The sequence below is a fragment of the Sediminibacterium goheungense genome (assembly GCF_004361915.1).
GTDB classification, from domain to species: domain Bacteria; phylum Bacteroidota; class Bacteroidia; order Chitinophagales; family Chitinophagaceae; genus Sediminibacterium; species Sediminibacterium goheungense.
The window spans coordinates 1,424,258-1,438,181 of the sequence record NZ_SNWP01000010.1; the positions used below are offsets into that span (position 1 = coordinate 1,424,258).

A 13,924-nucleotide genomic window follows, 5' to 3' on the forward strand; every position below is an offset into this window, starting at 1 on the left:
GCGCAGAAGAAGTAATAACTTTCTTTGACAAATTAGCACTATGGCTCAACAAGCAAGCGGCTCACCATCGAGTGCGGCCAGGAAATTTTTTGCATTACTCAGACTCGACAGAAGAGATGTATCGGCTATTTATGCCTATTCCATACTGGCAGGTCTGGTACAACTATCCCTACCACTGGGTATACAAACCATTATCAGCTTTGTAATGGCAGGTACAATCTCAACTTCTATTATAGTGCTGATTGTATTGGTAGTTACGGGTGTATTTATCTATGGTTTGCTACAGGTACGACAAATGCAGATCATAGAAAAAATAAAACAAAAGATCTATACCCGGTACTCTTTCGAATTCGCAGATCGTATTCCCAGGTTAGATATCGAAAAGCTGGACTCATACTATCTACCTGAACTGGTTAATCGCTTTTTTGATACCATTTCATTACAAAAAGGTATTGAGAAGATTCTGCTTGAAGTGCCATCAGCTATTATTCAAATATTATTTGGAATGATATTACTATCGTTTTATCATCCAATATTCATTGCATTTGGTGCCTTACTGTTATTGCTTCTATATGTAATTCTAAGAAATACACTCCCAAATGGTTTTGCAGCCAGCATGGAAGCCAGTGAATACAAATACAAAACCGCTTCCTGGCTCGAAGAGATATCAAGATCTATCAAATCTTTTAAATATTCAAGAGGCACTTCGTTAAATATCGAAAAAACAGATATGCTGGTTAGCAGCTATCTACTCTCCAGAACAAAATATTTTAAAGTCCTGCTCGCACAATTCTGGAGTCTCGTAACATTCAAAGTCATTATTACAGCAGCTATGCTGATTGTTGGTGTAGTGCTTCTTACTGATCAGCAGATTAATATTGGTCAGTTTATTGCTGCTGAAATCGTAATTCTTACTGTTATGAATTCAGTAGAGAAATTGATTGTTAATCTTGATAAAGTGTATGATTCACTTACATCCATTGAAAAACTAGATAAAATCACCAGTGGTGAAATTGAAACCGGCGGATCCGAAATGATTGATCAATCAGCAGGAGGACTATCTATTCGTTTTTCAGATCTTAGTTTTAGTTATCCTGATGAACATATGGTATTAGATAAGATCAATTGTTCAATTGATCTTGGAGAAAAAATTTGTGTCATGGGGTCTTCAGGATCAGGAAAATCTACTTTATTGAGATTACTCACCGGGGGATTTAAAAATTTCAATGGTAGTGTATTGTTAAATAATATCCCCATAGGTAATTATAATTTACAGAGTCTCCGATCTTCTACTGGTATTCTGCTCAGCAAGCAAGACATCTTTCAGGGTACCTTATGGGAAAATATAACCATGGGTAATAAAGATATCCGACTAATAGATATTACGGATATGATTGACAGATGTGGCCTTACAGATTTTCTGGAATCATTACCACAAGGACTTGATACACAACTGGACCCTACTGGAAAGAGATTACCGATGAAAACACGCCAGGGAATTCTGATTGCTCGTGCACTACTGGGAAAGAGACAACTCGTATTGCTGGAAGAGCCATTTACAGGCATCGAAGGCAAATTCAAAATGATGATCATGCATTTCCTGAAAAATGACCAGAATGCAACCGTTATTATAACATCGAACGATACCGAAGTGGCTAAACAATGTGATAAGGTATTATACCTGACTGATGGCAAAGTAACAGGGTTTGGCGACTGGGAAACAATTTCTAAACAACTTCATGGATAATTATATGAGTAAGTATATAACCTGCGAACCAGAAGAGGAGTTAAGTAAAAATCCAATCCCTTCTTTTCAAAATATTTACCATATCAGAAGAAAAAGCAAGGTCAAAAACTGGCTTTGGGGTTCTCTGTTTTTACTTTTTCTGGTCATGTTCCTTCCCTGGACACAGAATATACGTGCTACCGGACTAATCACCACATTGAGACAGGAACAGAGACCACAACAACTTAATTCTGTTATTGGAGGAAAGGTAGAAAAATGGTGGGTGAAGGAAGGTGATTTTGTAAAAAAAGGTGATACGATTCTACAATTAGGTGAGGTTAAAGTAGAGTACTTTGATCCGGCCTTGCTGGAAAGAACCGGATTGCAGATTACAGCAAAAGAAAGTGCTGGCACCGGTTATGAAAACAAAGCACAGACAGCTACACAACAGGTAAGTGCTTTGGAAGAAGGAAGAACACTAAAGCTGTCTCAAATAGACATTAAACTACGTCAGCAGCAACTAAAAGTGGAAAGCGACAGCATGGATCTCAATGCTGTTTTAAACGAACTAAATGTAGCAAAACGACAGATTGATGCTGCCAAAGCCATGTTAGACAGTGGTGTTATTGCACTGGTGGATTTTGAAAGAAGAAAAATTACTTTCCAGAATGCAACAGCAAAACGGATTGGAGCTGAAAACAAACTTTTACAAAGCAAGCAGGAGCTAACAGCTCTTCGTATTGAAAAAAATGCTGTGGTGCAGGAATATGCAGATAAAATTGCAAAAGCAAGAGGAGATCAATATAGCGCTATTTCAGATAAAGCCAGTAATGATGCAGAAGTTGCCAAACTAAAAAATGCATATGCCAACTACGACATGCGGAACAAACTTTATTTTGTAACTGCCCCCCAGAGTGGCCAAATCACAAAGGCCCGTAAAGCGGGTATCGGGGAAATATTAAAAGAAGGGGATATGATCGTTGAAATAGTTCCCGACAAAATTCAATATGCGGTTGAAATGTTTGTTTCGCCTATGGATATGCCCTTATTATCCAGAGGGCAGAAAATACGTTTTGTATTTGATGGGTTTCCTGCCATTGTATTCAGTGGCTGGCCCTCCAGCTCGTACGGCACATTTGGCGGTGTTGTGGCTGCTATTGAAAACTCAGTTAGCCTCAATGGAAAATTCAGGGTGCTCGTAACTGAAGATCCGAATGAAAAAGCCTGGCCAACACAGTTGCGTATTGGGGGGGGTGCGAATGGAATCGCTTTACTCAAAGATGTAACTGTTGGTTATGAATTGTGGCGGAATATCAATGGCTTCCCACCTGAGTATTATCAACCTGTTAATGCCGAGAAAGGGAAAGGAAAATAAGCAAGCATGAAGTTAATTTATACGGTTATTAGCGTGTTCATTGTGCAGCTTTGTTCAGCACAGGTATTTTATGCGGACGATTTTATAAAAATGGTACGCAGTAATCATCCTTTGGCTAAACAAGCACAAATAGGGGTTCAGAAAGCGCAGGCAGATCTGCTGAGTGCAAAAGGTGGTTTCGATCCACTGATAGGCATGGATGCCAGCAGAAAAACTTTTGACGGCAAAAACTATTATTTCTATACCAATCCTGAAATAAAAATTCCGACATGGATCGGCGCCGATATAAAAGCGGGCATTGAAAATAATGGCGGGCAATTACTCAGCTCAGAAATCAGCGCCGGACAAACCAGTTATCTGGGTGTTTCTTTACCCGTAGCTAAAGGTTTACTGCTCGATAAGAGAAGGGCCACTTTACAGCAGGCAAGGGTATTACGCGAGCAGAGCGAACAGGAGCAGCTAAATGCAGTCAACAATCTATTATTTGATGCCTACCAATCATATTGGCAATGGGCAGGAAGGTATCAGCTATATCGCATTTATAGCAGATTTGTAGGCATTGCGCAGGATCGATTTCGGTTGATTAAAATTGGTTTTGAAAACGGCGAAAGAGCTTCTGTAGATACTATTGAGGCACTTACACAGGTACAGCAATTTCAACTTTCGCAAAATGAAGCCCTGTTACAGCTTACCAATAGCACACTTGAATTGTCTAATTATTTATGGGATGAAAAAGATAGTGTAGCCTTACTTTCTCCTTCTCTCATTCCTGATACCACCGGCTTCTCAAAATTCGTTTTAATGCCTGATGAGCAAGCCATTGTTCAGCAGGCATTAACGTTTAACCCGCAATTACGCATCTACGATTTTAAACTAAATGCTCTTGAAATTGAGAGAAAGCTAAAACAACAAAACCTTTTACCTTCCATCAACCTGAAAGCCAACCTGCTCAATAAGGGTTACAATGTGTTTAAGGGTTGGAACAGTGCATTGTTTCAGAATAATTATGCATGGGGTATCGATTTCAAACTGCCGATTTTCATCAGAGAGGGAAGAGGGGAATACAAAAAATCAGTTCTCAAAATCAAAGAAACCAATTACGAACTTTCTTTGAAGCGAAGAGAAACAGAAAATAAACTTAGATCCTATCTGAATGAAACCAAACAATTACAACAGCAGGTGATCATCAGCGAACAGGCTTATAAAAATTTTCAAGCCATACTCAATGCAGAGTACCTCAAATTCCGAAATGGAGAGAGTTCATTATTCCTGATCAATAGCCGTGAAAATAAAGTGATCGAAACAGCTGAAAAACTCGTTGGCCTGCGTATTAAATACCTTAAATCCAGGTATGCGATTGACTGGTCTGCTGGTTTATTACGCTGATGGATACACAATACCTTTTCTGCAGATATAAGCATGCCATAGTAAATAAGCCGCAATAGAACGGTAAGGCTTCCATGATTCTACAATACTAACCAGTTCTTCTTTGGGGGCTTGCAGTGAAATTTGTTTGATATATTTCAGGCTATTCACGGCTGCAATATCACCATACGGAAAAATATCAGCACTATGTAAACACATCATCAGAAAAACATCTACCGTCCAGTCGCCGATACCCTTAATTTTTTTCAGTTTTACCCTGATGGCTTCATCGTCAAGCAATACCAGTTGCGCTATGGTTAGTTGATTACTGATAACAGCTTCTGAAAGGTTACGTGCGTAGCTGGTTTTTTGCCGGCTGAAATAACAGGCTTTCATTTCCTCATCAGTGAGACGTAAGATATTTTCAGGGGTGATATCACCAATATAAGACTGTAATCGATCGAAAGCAGCTTTAGCAGAAGCCAATGATACCTGTTGTTCTAAAATAATATGAATCAATGTCGCAAAAGATGGTTCACGCCTCCATTGCGGAGGATAACCATATTGCTCAATGATTTCCTGAAAGTCTTTGTCTTTCTGAGCCAGTTTATTGCAAAGGGAAGTAAAATTTCCGGCCGTAAATCTTACACCCTCACTCATGACTGTTTTTCCTTAAAGCGTGCGATGGCTTTTTTACTGTAATCGCTCAGGATCAAACGACCACTGATTTTAGCTCGTTCCCGCAATAACGCATCCCAATGCTCTGTGCCGGCCCAAAATATTTTTTTCATCTCACGCATAGCCTCCGGACTTGATTGGGATAAAGTTGTTGTTAAACGTGTGATAGAGTCATCCATACCGGCTGCATCAGCATGTAGTTCAGCAAAAAGACCTTTTCGTCTGGCCCAGTCCGCTGGGCGCCACATAGAGGCATCGATCGCCAGTTGAGAAAAAGCAGATACACCTATTTTTCTTTCCACTGCCGGGCCTACCACAAAGGGACCAATACCTACGGCCAGTTCACTCAATTTAATATCTGCACCTTCTGCTGCAATCGCATAATCAGCCGCAGCAGCAATGCCCACACCGCCACCTACACATTTTCCCTGAACACGGGCTACAATGAGTTGCGGTGCAGTTCGCATAGCATTAATTACCTGCGCAAAACCATTAAAAAATTTAGCACCCTGTGCTTCATCTGTAATAGAAGCCAGTTCATCAAAAGAAGCACCTGAACAAAATACTTTTTCACCTGCTGATCTTAACACGATTACTTTTGTATCAGGATTTAAACCTTCACTATGAATATCTTTTGCCAGTGCATCTAATATCTGGCCAGGTAGTGAATTACGCTGGGGATGGTAAAACTCTATTGTTGCTATGCCGTGCTCTCTCTCAACTTTTACATACCCTTCTTTAATTTCTTCAATCATAATCTTCTTTTCTTTTTAGTATAATCCTTTGTATGTCTCTTAAAGTTAAATAATCTTTTTATCCTTTACGGGCTACCATTGTTAAAATCGTAGCTACACCTGTGATTTCTCCGGTTTCATCCATGATTTCTACCAGCCACTTTACTATACCTTTATCAATATCTGTGGCTTCCTTTTTTTCCTGTCTGATTTTTTCTTTACAGGTAAACCTCACCTGAATTTCTGCTCCCGGATAAACAGGTTTGGTAAATCTCAATTCATCAATACCATAGTTAAGCAAAACAGGATTTTTTTCATAACTGCTTACAAACAATCCGGCTGCCATACTCATAATGAGGTAACCATGTGCCACTTGTTTCTCAAACATAGTTCCTGCAAAATCTGTGTCGCGCATATGCGCATAGAAATGATCCCCGCTCAGATCGGCAAACTGATCGATATCTTCGGCAGTAATCAATCTTTTTTCTGTGAGTAGCTGGTCACCGATCTGCAATTCATCAAAATATTTTTTGAATGGATGTACATCACTGATATTTCCTTTTGCGCCAGCCTGGTAAACATTACTGATGGCGGTAATCATATCGGGAGAACCCTGAATAGCCACACGTTGCATATAATGCTTAACGCCCCTGAGTCCACCCATTTCTTCACCACCACCGGCTCTGCCCGGGCCCCCATGCACCAGTAAAGGAAGAGGTGAACCATGACCGGTACTTTCTTTGGCACATTCCTGGTTTAATACCAATATTCTTCCATGATAGGTTCCCGCACCCATTACATACTGCTTGGCAATATTTCTGTTAGCCGTTACAACTGTACTTACCAATGAACCCTTGCCCATTTTGGCAAGTGCAATCGCATCTTCTACATTTTTATAGGGCATTAATGTTGATACAGGGCCAAATGCTTCTATCTCATGTACCTCTTTTGTATGAAACGGATTTTCATTGAGCAATAAAATAGGGCTGATAAAAGCTCCTTTCGCTGCATCTGCATCTATCAGCTCCACACTATCCAGTGAACCATAGATGATCTGTGAAGAAGCCAATAATTTTTGTACCTGTGCCCTTACCTCTTCTCTTTGTGAGGAACCTGCAAGTGAACCCATTCTTACTTTCTCATGTAGTGGATTACCAATGGTGGTTTGTGCCAATGATTGACCCAGTGCGATCTGTATATCTTCCAGTTTGTTTTCCGGAACAAAAATTCTTCTGATCGCCGTGCATTTTTGTCCGCATTTTGTTGTCATTTCTTTCCTTACTTCTTTCAGGAAAATATCCCATTCCGGCATATCCGGTGTTACATCATCTCCCAAAACAATACAATTCAGTGAATCGGCTTCCATGGTAAATGGAACATTGTTCGTGAGAATGGAAGCAGTTGATTTCAGCATGAGTCCGGTAGAAGCAGAGCCGGTAAAAGTAACCACATCCTGTTCTGTTACATGCTGTAATATATCACCTGCACTGCCGCAGATAAGCTGGAGTGCACCTTGCGGAAGAATACCGGAAGCGATAATTTCCTTTACCACAGCTTCGGTTAGATAAGAAGTAACGGTTGCTGGTTTTACAACTGCAGGAACACCAGCCAGCAGGTTTACGGCTATTTTCTCCAACATGCCCCATACCGGGAAGTTAAATGCATTGATATGAACAGCAACTCCTTCTTTAGGCAGCAGTAAATGGTGCCCCATAAATGAACCCGTCTTTCCTAATATATGTTGTTCACCATCCAGACAATATGCTTCGTCGGGAAATTTTCTGCGCAGTGACGCGTAAGAAAATAAATTACCGATTCCTCCTTCTATATCTACCCAGCTATCTGCCTTGGTAGCACCTGTCTGGTAACTTATCTGGTAAAAACGATCAAGATGATTTCTTAAATGAAGTGCCAGACTTCGTAACATCAACCCACGTTCATGAAAAGTCATTTTCCGCAGCGCTGGGTTTCCTTTTGTTCTGGCATATTCCAATAAAGCCTTGAAATCTATTCCTTTTGTAGATGCAGTGGCAATTTGTTCGCCTGTTACCGCATTGAATAATGGTTGTCCGTCACCATCGCCTGTGATCCATTTACCGAGAATATAGTTTTCCAGTTTTGACATATCAATCGTTTAAGCGACAAAGCTAACGATTGATAGCTTTATTTGCATATAACGAATGAATAAACCCTTCGGTGAATAAATTTAAGTATGAACAGCGTAATGAGTAAGGGTGGATTACGGAAGTCTTTCTTCCCGCGGCAGCAATCCGAATTGGCGGGCATGATGGGCTACATGCTTATAGTGCAATAAGATCCACTCGTCAAAATTCAACCATCCGAAAACCGGGTGCCTGGTTGTTTTTTCGGGATCGGCAGAAAAATAATCGAAGAACGCTTTGATTGTTTTATCCAGTTGATGGATAGCATCATGTAGGTTCTGCTCACGAACCGGAAAGGGCTCCTCCGGTAATACCGGAGCTTTTGTGTTTTCCCTGAATGATTTATCACTCAGTAAAAATTCCTTGAACTTAGGCAAGTGCTCTTCCGGTGTTACCAAAGGAAAATGCAACTTATCGATTGAAACAAGGAAAAAGCCGGTCACATGTTCTACCATCTGTTGTGCATTCATTTTACCCCATAATGCTGTTGTTTCGGCTGGTAAATGATGCAATAATGCCATGAAGCCCGATCTGACAAATGCTGCTTTTTCGCTGTCCATAAAAGTTTTGTGAAAGATACGTGAATTGGATATCGGTTCGTTCATCCTAAAGTATGAAAAAAACAACGATTCTTGGTTATATTCGACTTACCATGCGTAACTGCTTAAATTGTAATTATCCTGTAACTGAAGGGCAAAACTTTTGTTCTCACTGCGGGCAAAGAGCTGATCTGAAGCGTTTACATCTTCATGAAATATGGCATGACCTGATTCATTATTTCACGCATGCAGATAAGGGTATTTTCCAGTTACTAAAAGCACTCTCCATACAAACAGGTACAGTAGCGAGGGAGTTTGTAGCAGGCAAGAGAAAAAAATATTTCCCGCCATTAAATTTCTTTCTCATTGTTGCAGCATTGTATGTTTTCATGAATAGTATTTTTAGCTATACGCCTTCATCAGTGAAGCCAAATACACCCCAAACTGCTTATTCAAAACAAACCACTGCTCCGAGTTATAATATTGATCAGCAAAGAAAAATGGCCCCCGTAAACCGGTTCTTTGCCAAATATTCAAATTTTGTAGCCATGTTTGCGGCACCCTTTATAAGCTTGCTGCTATGGCTGATTCTTTTAAAAGGACCATATAATTATACAGAACACCTTGTTGCCAATTTATACCTTATTGGATTTACCAATCTGGTTCGATGTATGATTTATATTCCGGCACTTTCTTTATTGCATATTTCACCAGCAACAAAATCGGTTAACTATATTTTTGTTTTGTTTGAAATCGCGTATCGCACGGTTTTCTATTACAGGTTCATGGGTGAGTTTAGCGTAAAAGGGAAAATAAAATCACTGGCACTCGCCATTTACACAGCAATCGCCTGGTGGCTACTCATTTTTGGCTTCATTTTTGCATATATGACTATAATCACTACTTAAAACTGCCACATGAAAAAACTGAGCTTTTTACTACTGATTTCCCTTCCTATTATTTCAGTTGCACAAACAGAAGTACCCATCAGCATTTTTATGAAAGATGCCAATGGTCGCCTGTTAAACGACTTTTCAAATAGCTATAAACAGGAAGGATCCCCTTTCCTGCTGAAAGAGTTCTGCAATGCCAATATTGTATCCACCCGGGGGAAGAGTTATACTAATATTCCAGCAAATATTAATCTGGAAACCAGCGAGTTGATATTTAAAAGTCCTGAGAACCAAATGCTGGCTGTAAATATTCCTGTATCCCGTGTAACATTTTATGATTGTGAAACTGGCGGAAAAAGAGTTTTTATGTCTGGCTTTAGTCCGGTAGATCGTTTAACAGAAAGAAGTTTCTACCAGCTATTAGATTCAGGTTCTGTTTTGTTACTGAAATCATATCAGTCGAATTATGCAGAATCCAAAGGCTATTCAGAATCGATCCCAACAAGGGTATACGAACAAACAACTGCCTATTATGCATTTTTACCTTCGAAAGGACTTATAAAAATGCCCAGGTCTATTTCAGATATACCCGCATTACTTGAGAGTGATAAAAAGGAAAAGCTGAATAGTTTTATCCGCAGCAATCAGTTAAAGCCCCGTAATGAAGCAGATATGGTTAAGCTATTTAGTTATTATAATTCCCTGTAGTTTTTATATTTAAATTTTTAATATATTTACATTGGATAGTATCATATTTCAAACCTGTACTTATGAAAAAAGTATGGTATTTCTTATTCATTGCAGCTGTCCCGATATTGGGAGTAGCCCAGAATTATTTTACCAATTCAAACCTTGCTTATTTACCGGTAACACCCAATAGAATTGCCTTCAACTTGAAAACAGAAGGTTCTCCTTTTCTTTTCAAACGTTTTTCAAATGCTACCATTTATCTCGAGCATAATAAAGTGATTAGCGATATACCTGTGAATCTGGATTTTCAAAATAATGAGATCCTGGTATTGGATGAAAAGAGAAAATTATATGCAATTTCGGTTCCCGTATACAGGGTTGTCTTTGAAGATCCAGAGACAGGTCAAGAAAGAACTATACTATCCGGTTTACCAGGTATAGAGAAACAAACTGAAAAAAGTTATTATGAGCTTTTGTTTCCGGGCAATGTAAATTTATTAAAAGCCATCACGTTGTATTGGTCAGACTCTCGCGCTTACCATGAAGCTGCTACAACGAGAAAATATGAACAGGTAGCCAGCTATTACATTTATAATGACACGAGAGGAATGATCAGACTTCCGAAAACAATCCAGGATATCGCCGCAAGCCTTCATCCGGCACAGGCTGATAAGTTGACAAAATTTATTCAGGATCATCAACTCAACCTGAAAAATGAAGCCGATCTTATTAAACTTATTGAACACTATAATAACGGACAATAAATTAACTTCTTACCCAAAGTCACAGTTGTCCTGCTCGTACTTGTGCATGGGGTGATTGTAAGGATGCTGATCTTTATTTAGATCACAATTTAATCGGTAAATATTACTTACATACTATACGCGTTCACCGGTATCTAATAATGCCACTAAATCGGTATTTTTATTTCAAACAAACTGCCTTTATGCAGTTCAGATTCGATGTTCATAGTTCCTCCCAATTTCTGAACGAGGTGCTTTACCAACTGTAAACCAAATCCATATCCCTTTTCACCACCCGTGCCTTCAGAAGACATCACTTCACCATGTAGAATTTCCTGGACGGTCGCCGCATCCATTCCACTACCCGAATCAGTAACCCTAATTGTCAGGTGTTTTTCCCTTGTTATTCGTATAGACAGTTCCACTTTGATGGTACCGGTTGCAGGAGTGAATTTAATAGCATTGGAAATAAGGTTGCCGGCAATCTGTAATAATTTATTTTTTGAGAAGGGGATATCATCTGTTTTGGTATCGGCAATAATTGAAAGTGTAATATTTTTATTCACAGCCTGCGGCGCAAACAGCTTTTCCAGTTTCTCTTTAAATGTCTGAAGATCATATTCATTTGCTCCGAGTTGAACAGAACTATTCTGTTTTTTCTCAGCACTTAATATTTCATCCGCAAGTTCAAGTAAAGAATGTCCTCCCTTTTGTATCATTGATACCAATTGCAGCACTTCATCAAGTTTATTTTCGTTTCCCTGTTCGCTTATAATTTGAGCCAACCCTACGATTCCTGATAAGGGACCCCGAATATCATGAGCCACTTTTTTCTGCGTTTCTTTTACTTCTTTTACACGATTCTGCAGACTATTAATAACACGTATCACCATGAGACGATTAACGATTTCGTCGGCAATAATCTTTAGCATTTCTACCTTTTCCGGACTAATTTCTTTCCCGATAGTATCGAGTACACACAATGCACCTAATTGAATACCATTATTTGTACTGAGTGGCACTCCGAAATAATATCGCAGATTCGGATCATCCTTCACATAGAATTTATCTTTAAACCGCTCATCGGCAGAAAGATCTTTCACCTCAAAAAAGTTTTCGGTAACAATGGTATACTGACAAACAGAATCCTCTCTGGGCATTTGTTGAAGATCCAATCCATAATTACTCACAGACCATTGCGTGAATGAATCAATCAGGTTAATCAATGATATTTCCGTACCAGCTATTTTTGCTGCCAGTTTGGTTAATTCCTTGAATTGATCATCAAGAGATGCATAATCAAGATCAAATTCAGATAACTCAATTATCCGATTTATTTCATTTGCAGGTATAGGGGCTGATAGAGACATAAAAATGAATAATAAAATAAAGGTAACGTAATCGCACAATTCATATATTTTCTTTTCGGCAAAGATGGATGCAAACGCTTTTTCAGATTTGCTTCTTATATTTATAAAAAGCCTAGTGTATGAAAAAAATGATTCATTTCTGTTATTATGGCCTGGCTTCACTGATATGCTGTGTATTGCTATTGTCTTTCAATAGTAAAAAAGACAATAGCATGGAGATACAGGGTGCATGGCGATATACAAATGGGAAAGAACAAACTACCATCATTATAACACCTTACATTTTTTCATCAGCCACCTATAATCTTGAAGAAAAGAAGTTTATTTCCTCTTATGGAGGAAACTGGAGCATCAACGGGAATCAACTTACCCTAAAAACAGAATGGAATAGTTTGGATAGTACAAAAGTAGGCACAGACTGGCTGAGCACTGTTGGCGTTTCAAAAAATGAGTTAAGTCTGACCGGCTTACCTAAAAAGCTGGCAAGACTGGATAACGGAACCCCTGGTGCACTGGTAGGGGCCTGGATCATTACCGGAAGTTATAATAATGATCAGGTATCAAAAAGAAGAAGCCCTTTCTATCCGCGCCGTACGATGAAAGTATTATCCGGAAAACATTTTCAATGGATTGCTTATAATGTGGCAACCAAACAATTTATAGATACCGGTGGCGGCACTTATACAACTGAAAATGGTAAATACACAGAAACCATTCATTTCTTCACAAAAACAGCTGCCAGCGTAGGTAAGACACTAACCTTCGATTATTCATTTGTAAATGGAGACTGGCGGCATAAAGGTGAGAAGTCGACCGGTGGTGTACTGGATGAATGCTGGACAAAAAGGGAAGTTTTAGAACCCAAACAATAATGACAAGAGAAGAAATACTATCCACTACGGTTGCTTTTGTAAAGCAGCAATTAGCAGAAACAGAATCAGGACATAACTGGTTTCATATTGAAAGGGTATGGCGCAATACAAAACTTATTGCTGCAAATGAGCCGGTTGATTTGCTGGTGGCTGAGCTCGGTGCTTTATTACATGATATTGCAGATTCAAAGTTTCATCAAGGAGACGAGACGATAGGACCGGCAACAGCGGCCCTTTTTTTGAAAGGTTTACCGGTTGATGAAACCATGGCAACACATGTGGTCAATATTGTTAAGCATATTTCTTTTAAAGGCGGTAACGAAGAACAGGTGTTTTCTTCTCCCGAATTGGCCGTTGTGCAGGACGCTGACCGTTTGGATGCCATTGGTGCCATCGGTATTGCGCGTGCTTTTCATTATGGCGGGTTTAAAAACAGGGAAATATATGACCCTGCTGTTCTACCTAACCTGGAGATGACAAAAGAGGAATATAAAAACAGTCAGGCACCTACCATCAACCATTTTTATGAAAAATTATTACTGCTGAAAGAGCGAATGAATACAGCAACCGGCAAAAAAATTGCGGAAGCGCGTCACCGTTTCATGGAAGATTACCTGCAACAGTTTTATGGTGAGTGGAATGGGGAATGTTAAATGATTACTGCGGGGCAAATTAAGTTGCTAGCTATTAACTACTAGCCTGATTATATAATTTGTATTTTAGGTTATCTGGCATGAATGGTAATAACTACGAATTAGTTTTGTAATACATCAACTT

Annotated in this window: 13 protein-coding genes; 8 read left to right on the forward strand and 5 right to left on the reverse strand. The window is 39.3% G+C overall.

Going from position 1 to position 13,924, the window contains the following annotated elements; all coding sequences use genetic code 11:
• The first annotated feature begins 40 nt into the window (after positions 1–40).
• The 3 genes from BC659_RS06055 to BC659_RS06065 are packed head-to-tail and all read left to right on the forward strand — an operon-like array spanning position 41 to position 4,487.
• Entirely contained in the window at positions 41–1,747 is a 1,707-nt protein-coding gene (locus tag BC659_RS06055) for a peptidase domain-containing ABC transporter (protein ID WP_133473773.1), read from the forward strand.
• A gap of 4 nt (positions 1,748–1,751) precedes the next feature.
• Complete coding sequence (locus BC659_RS06060) at positions 1,752–3,101, forward strand: HlyD family secretion protein (RefSeq protein WP_133473774.1); 1,350 nt, start codon at positions 1,752–1,754, stop codon at positions 3,099–3,101.
• 6 nt (positions 3,102–3,107) lie between these two features.
• Positions 3,108–4,487: a TolC family protein gene (locus BC659_RS06065; RefSeq protein WP_133473775.1), complete on the forward strand. Its 1,380-nt coding sequence runs from the start codon at positions 3,108–3,110 to the stop codon at positions 4,485–4,487.
• On the opposite strand, the gene BC659_RS06070 is transcribed toward BC659_RS06065, so the two are convergent.
• The 4 genes from BC659_RS06070 to BC659_RS06085 form a co-directional block, all read right to left on the reverse strand.
• Positions 4,479–5,126, reverse strand: a complete 648-nt coding sequence (locus tag BC659_RS06070) for a DNA-3-methyladenine glycosylase family protein (RefSeq protein ID WP_133473776.1) — start codon at positions 5,124–5,126, stop codon at positions 4,479–4,481. The two genes, BC659_RS06065 and BC659_RS06070, sit on opposite strands and share 9 nt — an antisense overlap.
• Positions 5,123–5,899, reverse strand: a complete 777-nt coding sequence (locus BC659_RS06075) for an enoyl-CoA hydratase/isomerase family protein (protein ID WP_133473777.1) — start codon at positions 5,897–5,899, stop codon at positions 5,123–5,125. Before BC659_RS06075 ends, BC659_RS06070 begins: the two co-directional genes overlap by 4 nt.
• A 58-nt stretch (positions 5,900–5,957) precedes the next feature.
• A complete protein-coding gene (paaZ, locus tag BC659_RS06080; protein WP_133473778.1) occupies positions 5,958–8,003 on the reverse strand; it encodes a phenylacetic acid degradation bifunctional protein PaaZ in 2,046 nt (681 codons plus the stop codon).
• A gap of 114 nt (positions 8,004–8,117) precedes the next feature.
• A complete protein-coding gene (locus BC659_RS06085) occupies positions 8,118–8,645 on the reverse strand; it encodes a DUF1569 domain-containing protein (protein ID WP_133473779.1) in 528 nt (175 codons plus the stop codon).
• A gap of 8 nt (positions 8,646–8,653) precedes the next feature.
• Here BC659_RS06085 and BC659_RS06090 point away from each other — a divergent pair, with 8 nt between their 5' ends.
• The 3 genes from BC659_RS06090 (at position 8,654) to BC659_RS06100 (ending at position 10,926) form a co-directional block, all read left to right on the forward strand.
• Positions 8,654–9,487 (forward strand): DUF3667 domain-containing protein, encoded by an 834-nt coding sequence (locus tag BC659_RS06090; protein ID WP_133473780.1) that lies wholly within the window; start codon positions 8,654–8,656, stop codon positions 9,485–9,487.
• 9 nt (positions 9,488–9,496) lie between these two features.
• On the forward strand, positions 9,497–10,180 hold the full coding sequence (locus BC659_RS06095; protein ID WP_133473781.1) for a hypothetical protein: 684 nt from the start codon (positions 9,497–9,499) through the stop codon (positions 10,178–10,180).
• Between the two features lie 62 nt (positions 10,181–10,242).
• Positions 10,243–10,926, forward strand: a complete 684-nt coding sequence (locus tag BC659_RS06100) for a hypothetical protein (RefSeq protein WP_133473782.1) — start codon at positions 10,243–10,245, stop codon at positions 10,924–10,926.
• Positions 10,927–11,072: 146 nt separating this feature from the next.
• Here BC659_RS06100 and BC659_RS06105 read toward each other — a convergent pair whose 3' ends face one another.
• Positions 11,073–12,275 (reverse strand): GAF domain-containing sensor histidine kinase, encoded by a 1,203-nt coding sequence (locus BC659_RS06105; RefSeq protein WP_133473783.1) that lies wholly within the window; start codon positions 12,273–12,275, stop codon positions 11,073–11,075.
• Positions 12,276–12,394: 119 nt separating this feature from the next.
• Between BC659_RS06105 and BC659_RS06110 the strand changes: the two genes are divergently transcribed.
• Positions 12,395–13,147, forward strand: coding sequence for a membrane or secreted protein (locus BC659_RS06110; RefSeq protein WP_133473784.1), 753 nt, complete (start codon positions 12,395–12,397; stop codon positions 13,145–13,147).
• Entirely contained in the window at positions 13,147–13,800 is a 654-nt protein-coding gene (locus tag BC659_RS06115; RefSeq protein ID WP_133473785.1) for an HD domain-containing protein, read from the forward strand. The genes BC659_RS06110 and BC659_RS06115 overlap by 1 nt, the downstream gene beginning before the upstream one ends.
• Positions 13,801–13,924 lie beyond the last annotated feature (124 nt).

Excerpts from the sequence above, each read along its gene's own strand:
- BC659_RS06110 (WP_133473784.1), top strand. The coding sequence starts at position 12,395 with ATGAAAAAAATGATTCATTTCTGTTATTATGGCCTGGCTTCACTGATA.
- BC659_RS06060 (WP_133473774.1), top strand. The coding sequence starts at position 1,752 with ATGAGTAAGTATATAACCTGCGAACCAGAAGAGGAGTTAAGTAAAAAT.
- BC659_RS06055 (WP_133473773.1), top strand. The coding sequence starts at position 41 with ATGGCTCAACAAGCAAGCGGCTCACCATCGAGTGCGGCCAGGAAATTT.
- BC659_RS06065 (WP_133473775.1), top strand. The coding sequence starts at position 3,108 with ATGAAGTTAATTTATACGGTTATTAGCGTGTTCATTGTGCAGCTTTGT.
- BC659_RS06070 (WP_133473776.1), bottom strand. The coding sequence starts at position 5,126 with ATGAGTGAGGGTGTAAGATTTACGGCCGGAAATTTTACTTCCCTTTGC.
- BC659_RS06090 (WP_133473780.1), top strand. The coding sequence starts at position 8,654 with ATGAAAAAAACAACGATTCTTGGTTATATTCGACTTACCATGCGTAAC.
- BC659_RS06075 (WP_133473777.1), bottom strand. The coding sequence starts at position 5,899 with ATGATTGAAGAAATTAAAGAAGGGTATGTAAAAGTTGAGAGAGAGCAC.
- BC659_RS06115 (WP_133473785.1), top strand. The coding sequence starts at position 13,147 with ATGACAAGAGAAGAAATACTATCCACTACGGTTGCTTTTGTAAAGCAG.
- BC659_RS06100 (WP_133473782.1), top strand. The coding sequence starts at position 10,243 with ATGAAAAAAGTATGGTATTTCTTATTCATTGCAGCTGTCCCGATATTG.
- BC659_RS06085 (WP_133473779.1), bottom strand. The coding sequence starts at position 8,645 with ATGAACGAACCGATATCCAATTCACGTATCTTTCACAAAACTTTTATG.
- BC659_RS06105 (WP_133473783.1), bottom strand. The coding sequence starts at position 12,275 with ATGTCTCTATCAGCCCCTATACCTGCAAATGAAATAAATCGGATAATT.
- BC659_RS06095 (WP_133473781.1), top strand. The coding sequence starts at position 9,497 with ATGAAAAAACTGAGCTTTTTACTACTGATTTCCCTTCCTATTATTTCA.
- paaZ (WP_133473778.1), bottom strand. The coding sequence starts at position 8,003 with ATGTCAAAACTGGAAAACTATATTCTCGGTAAATGGATCACAGGCGAT.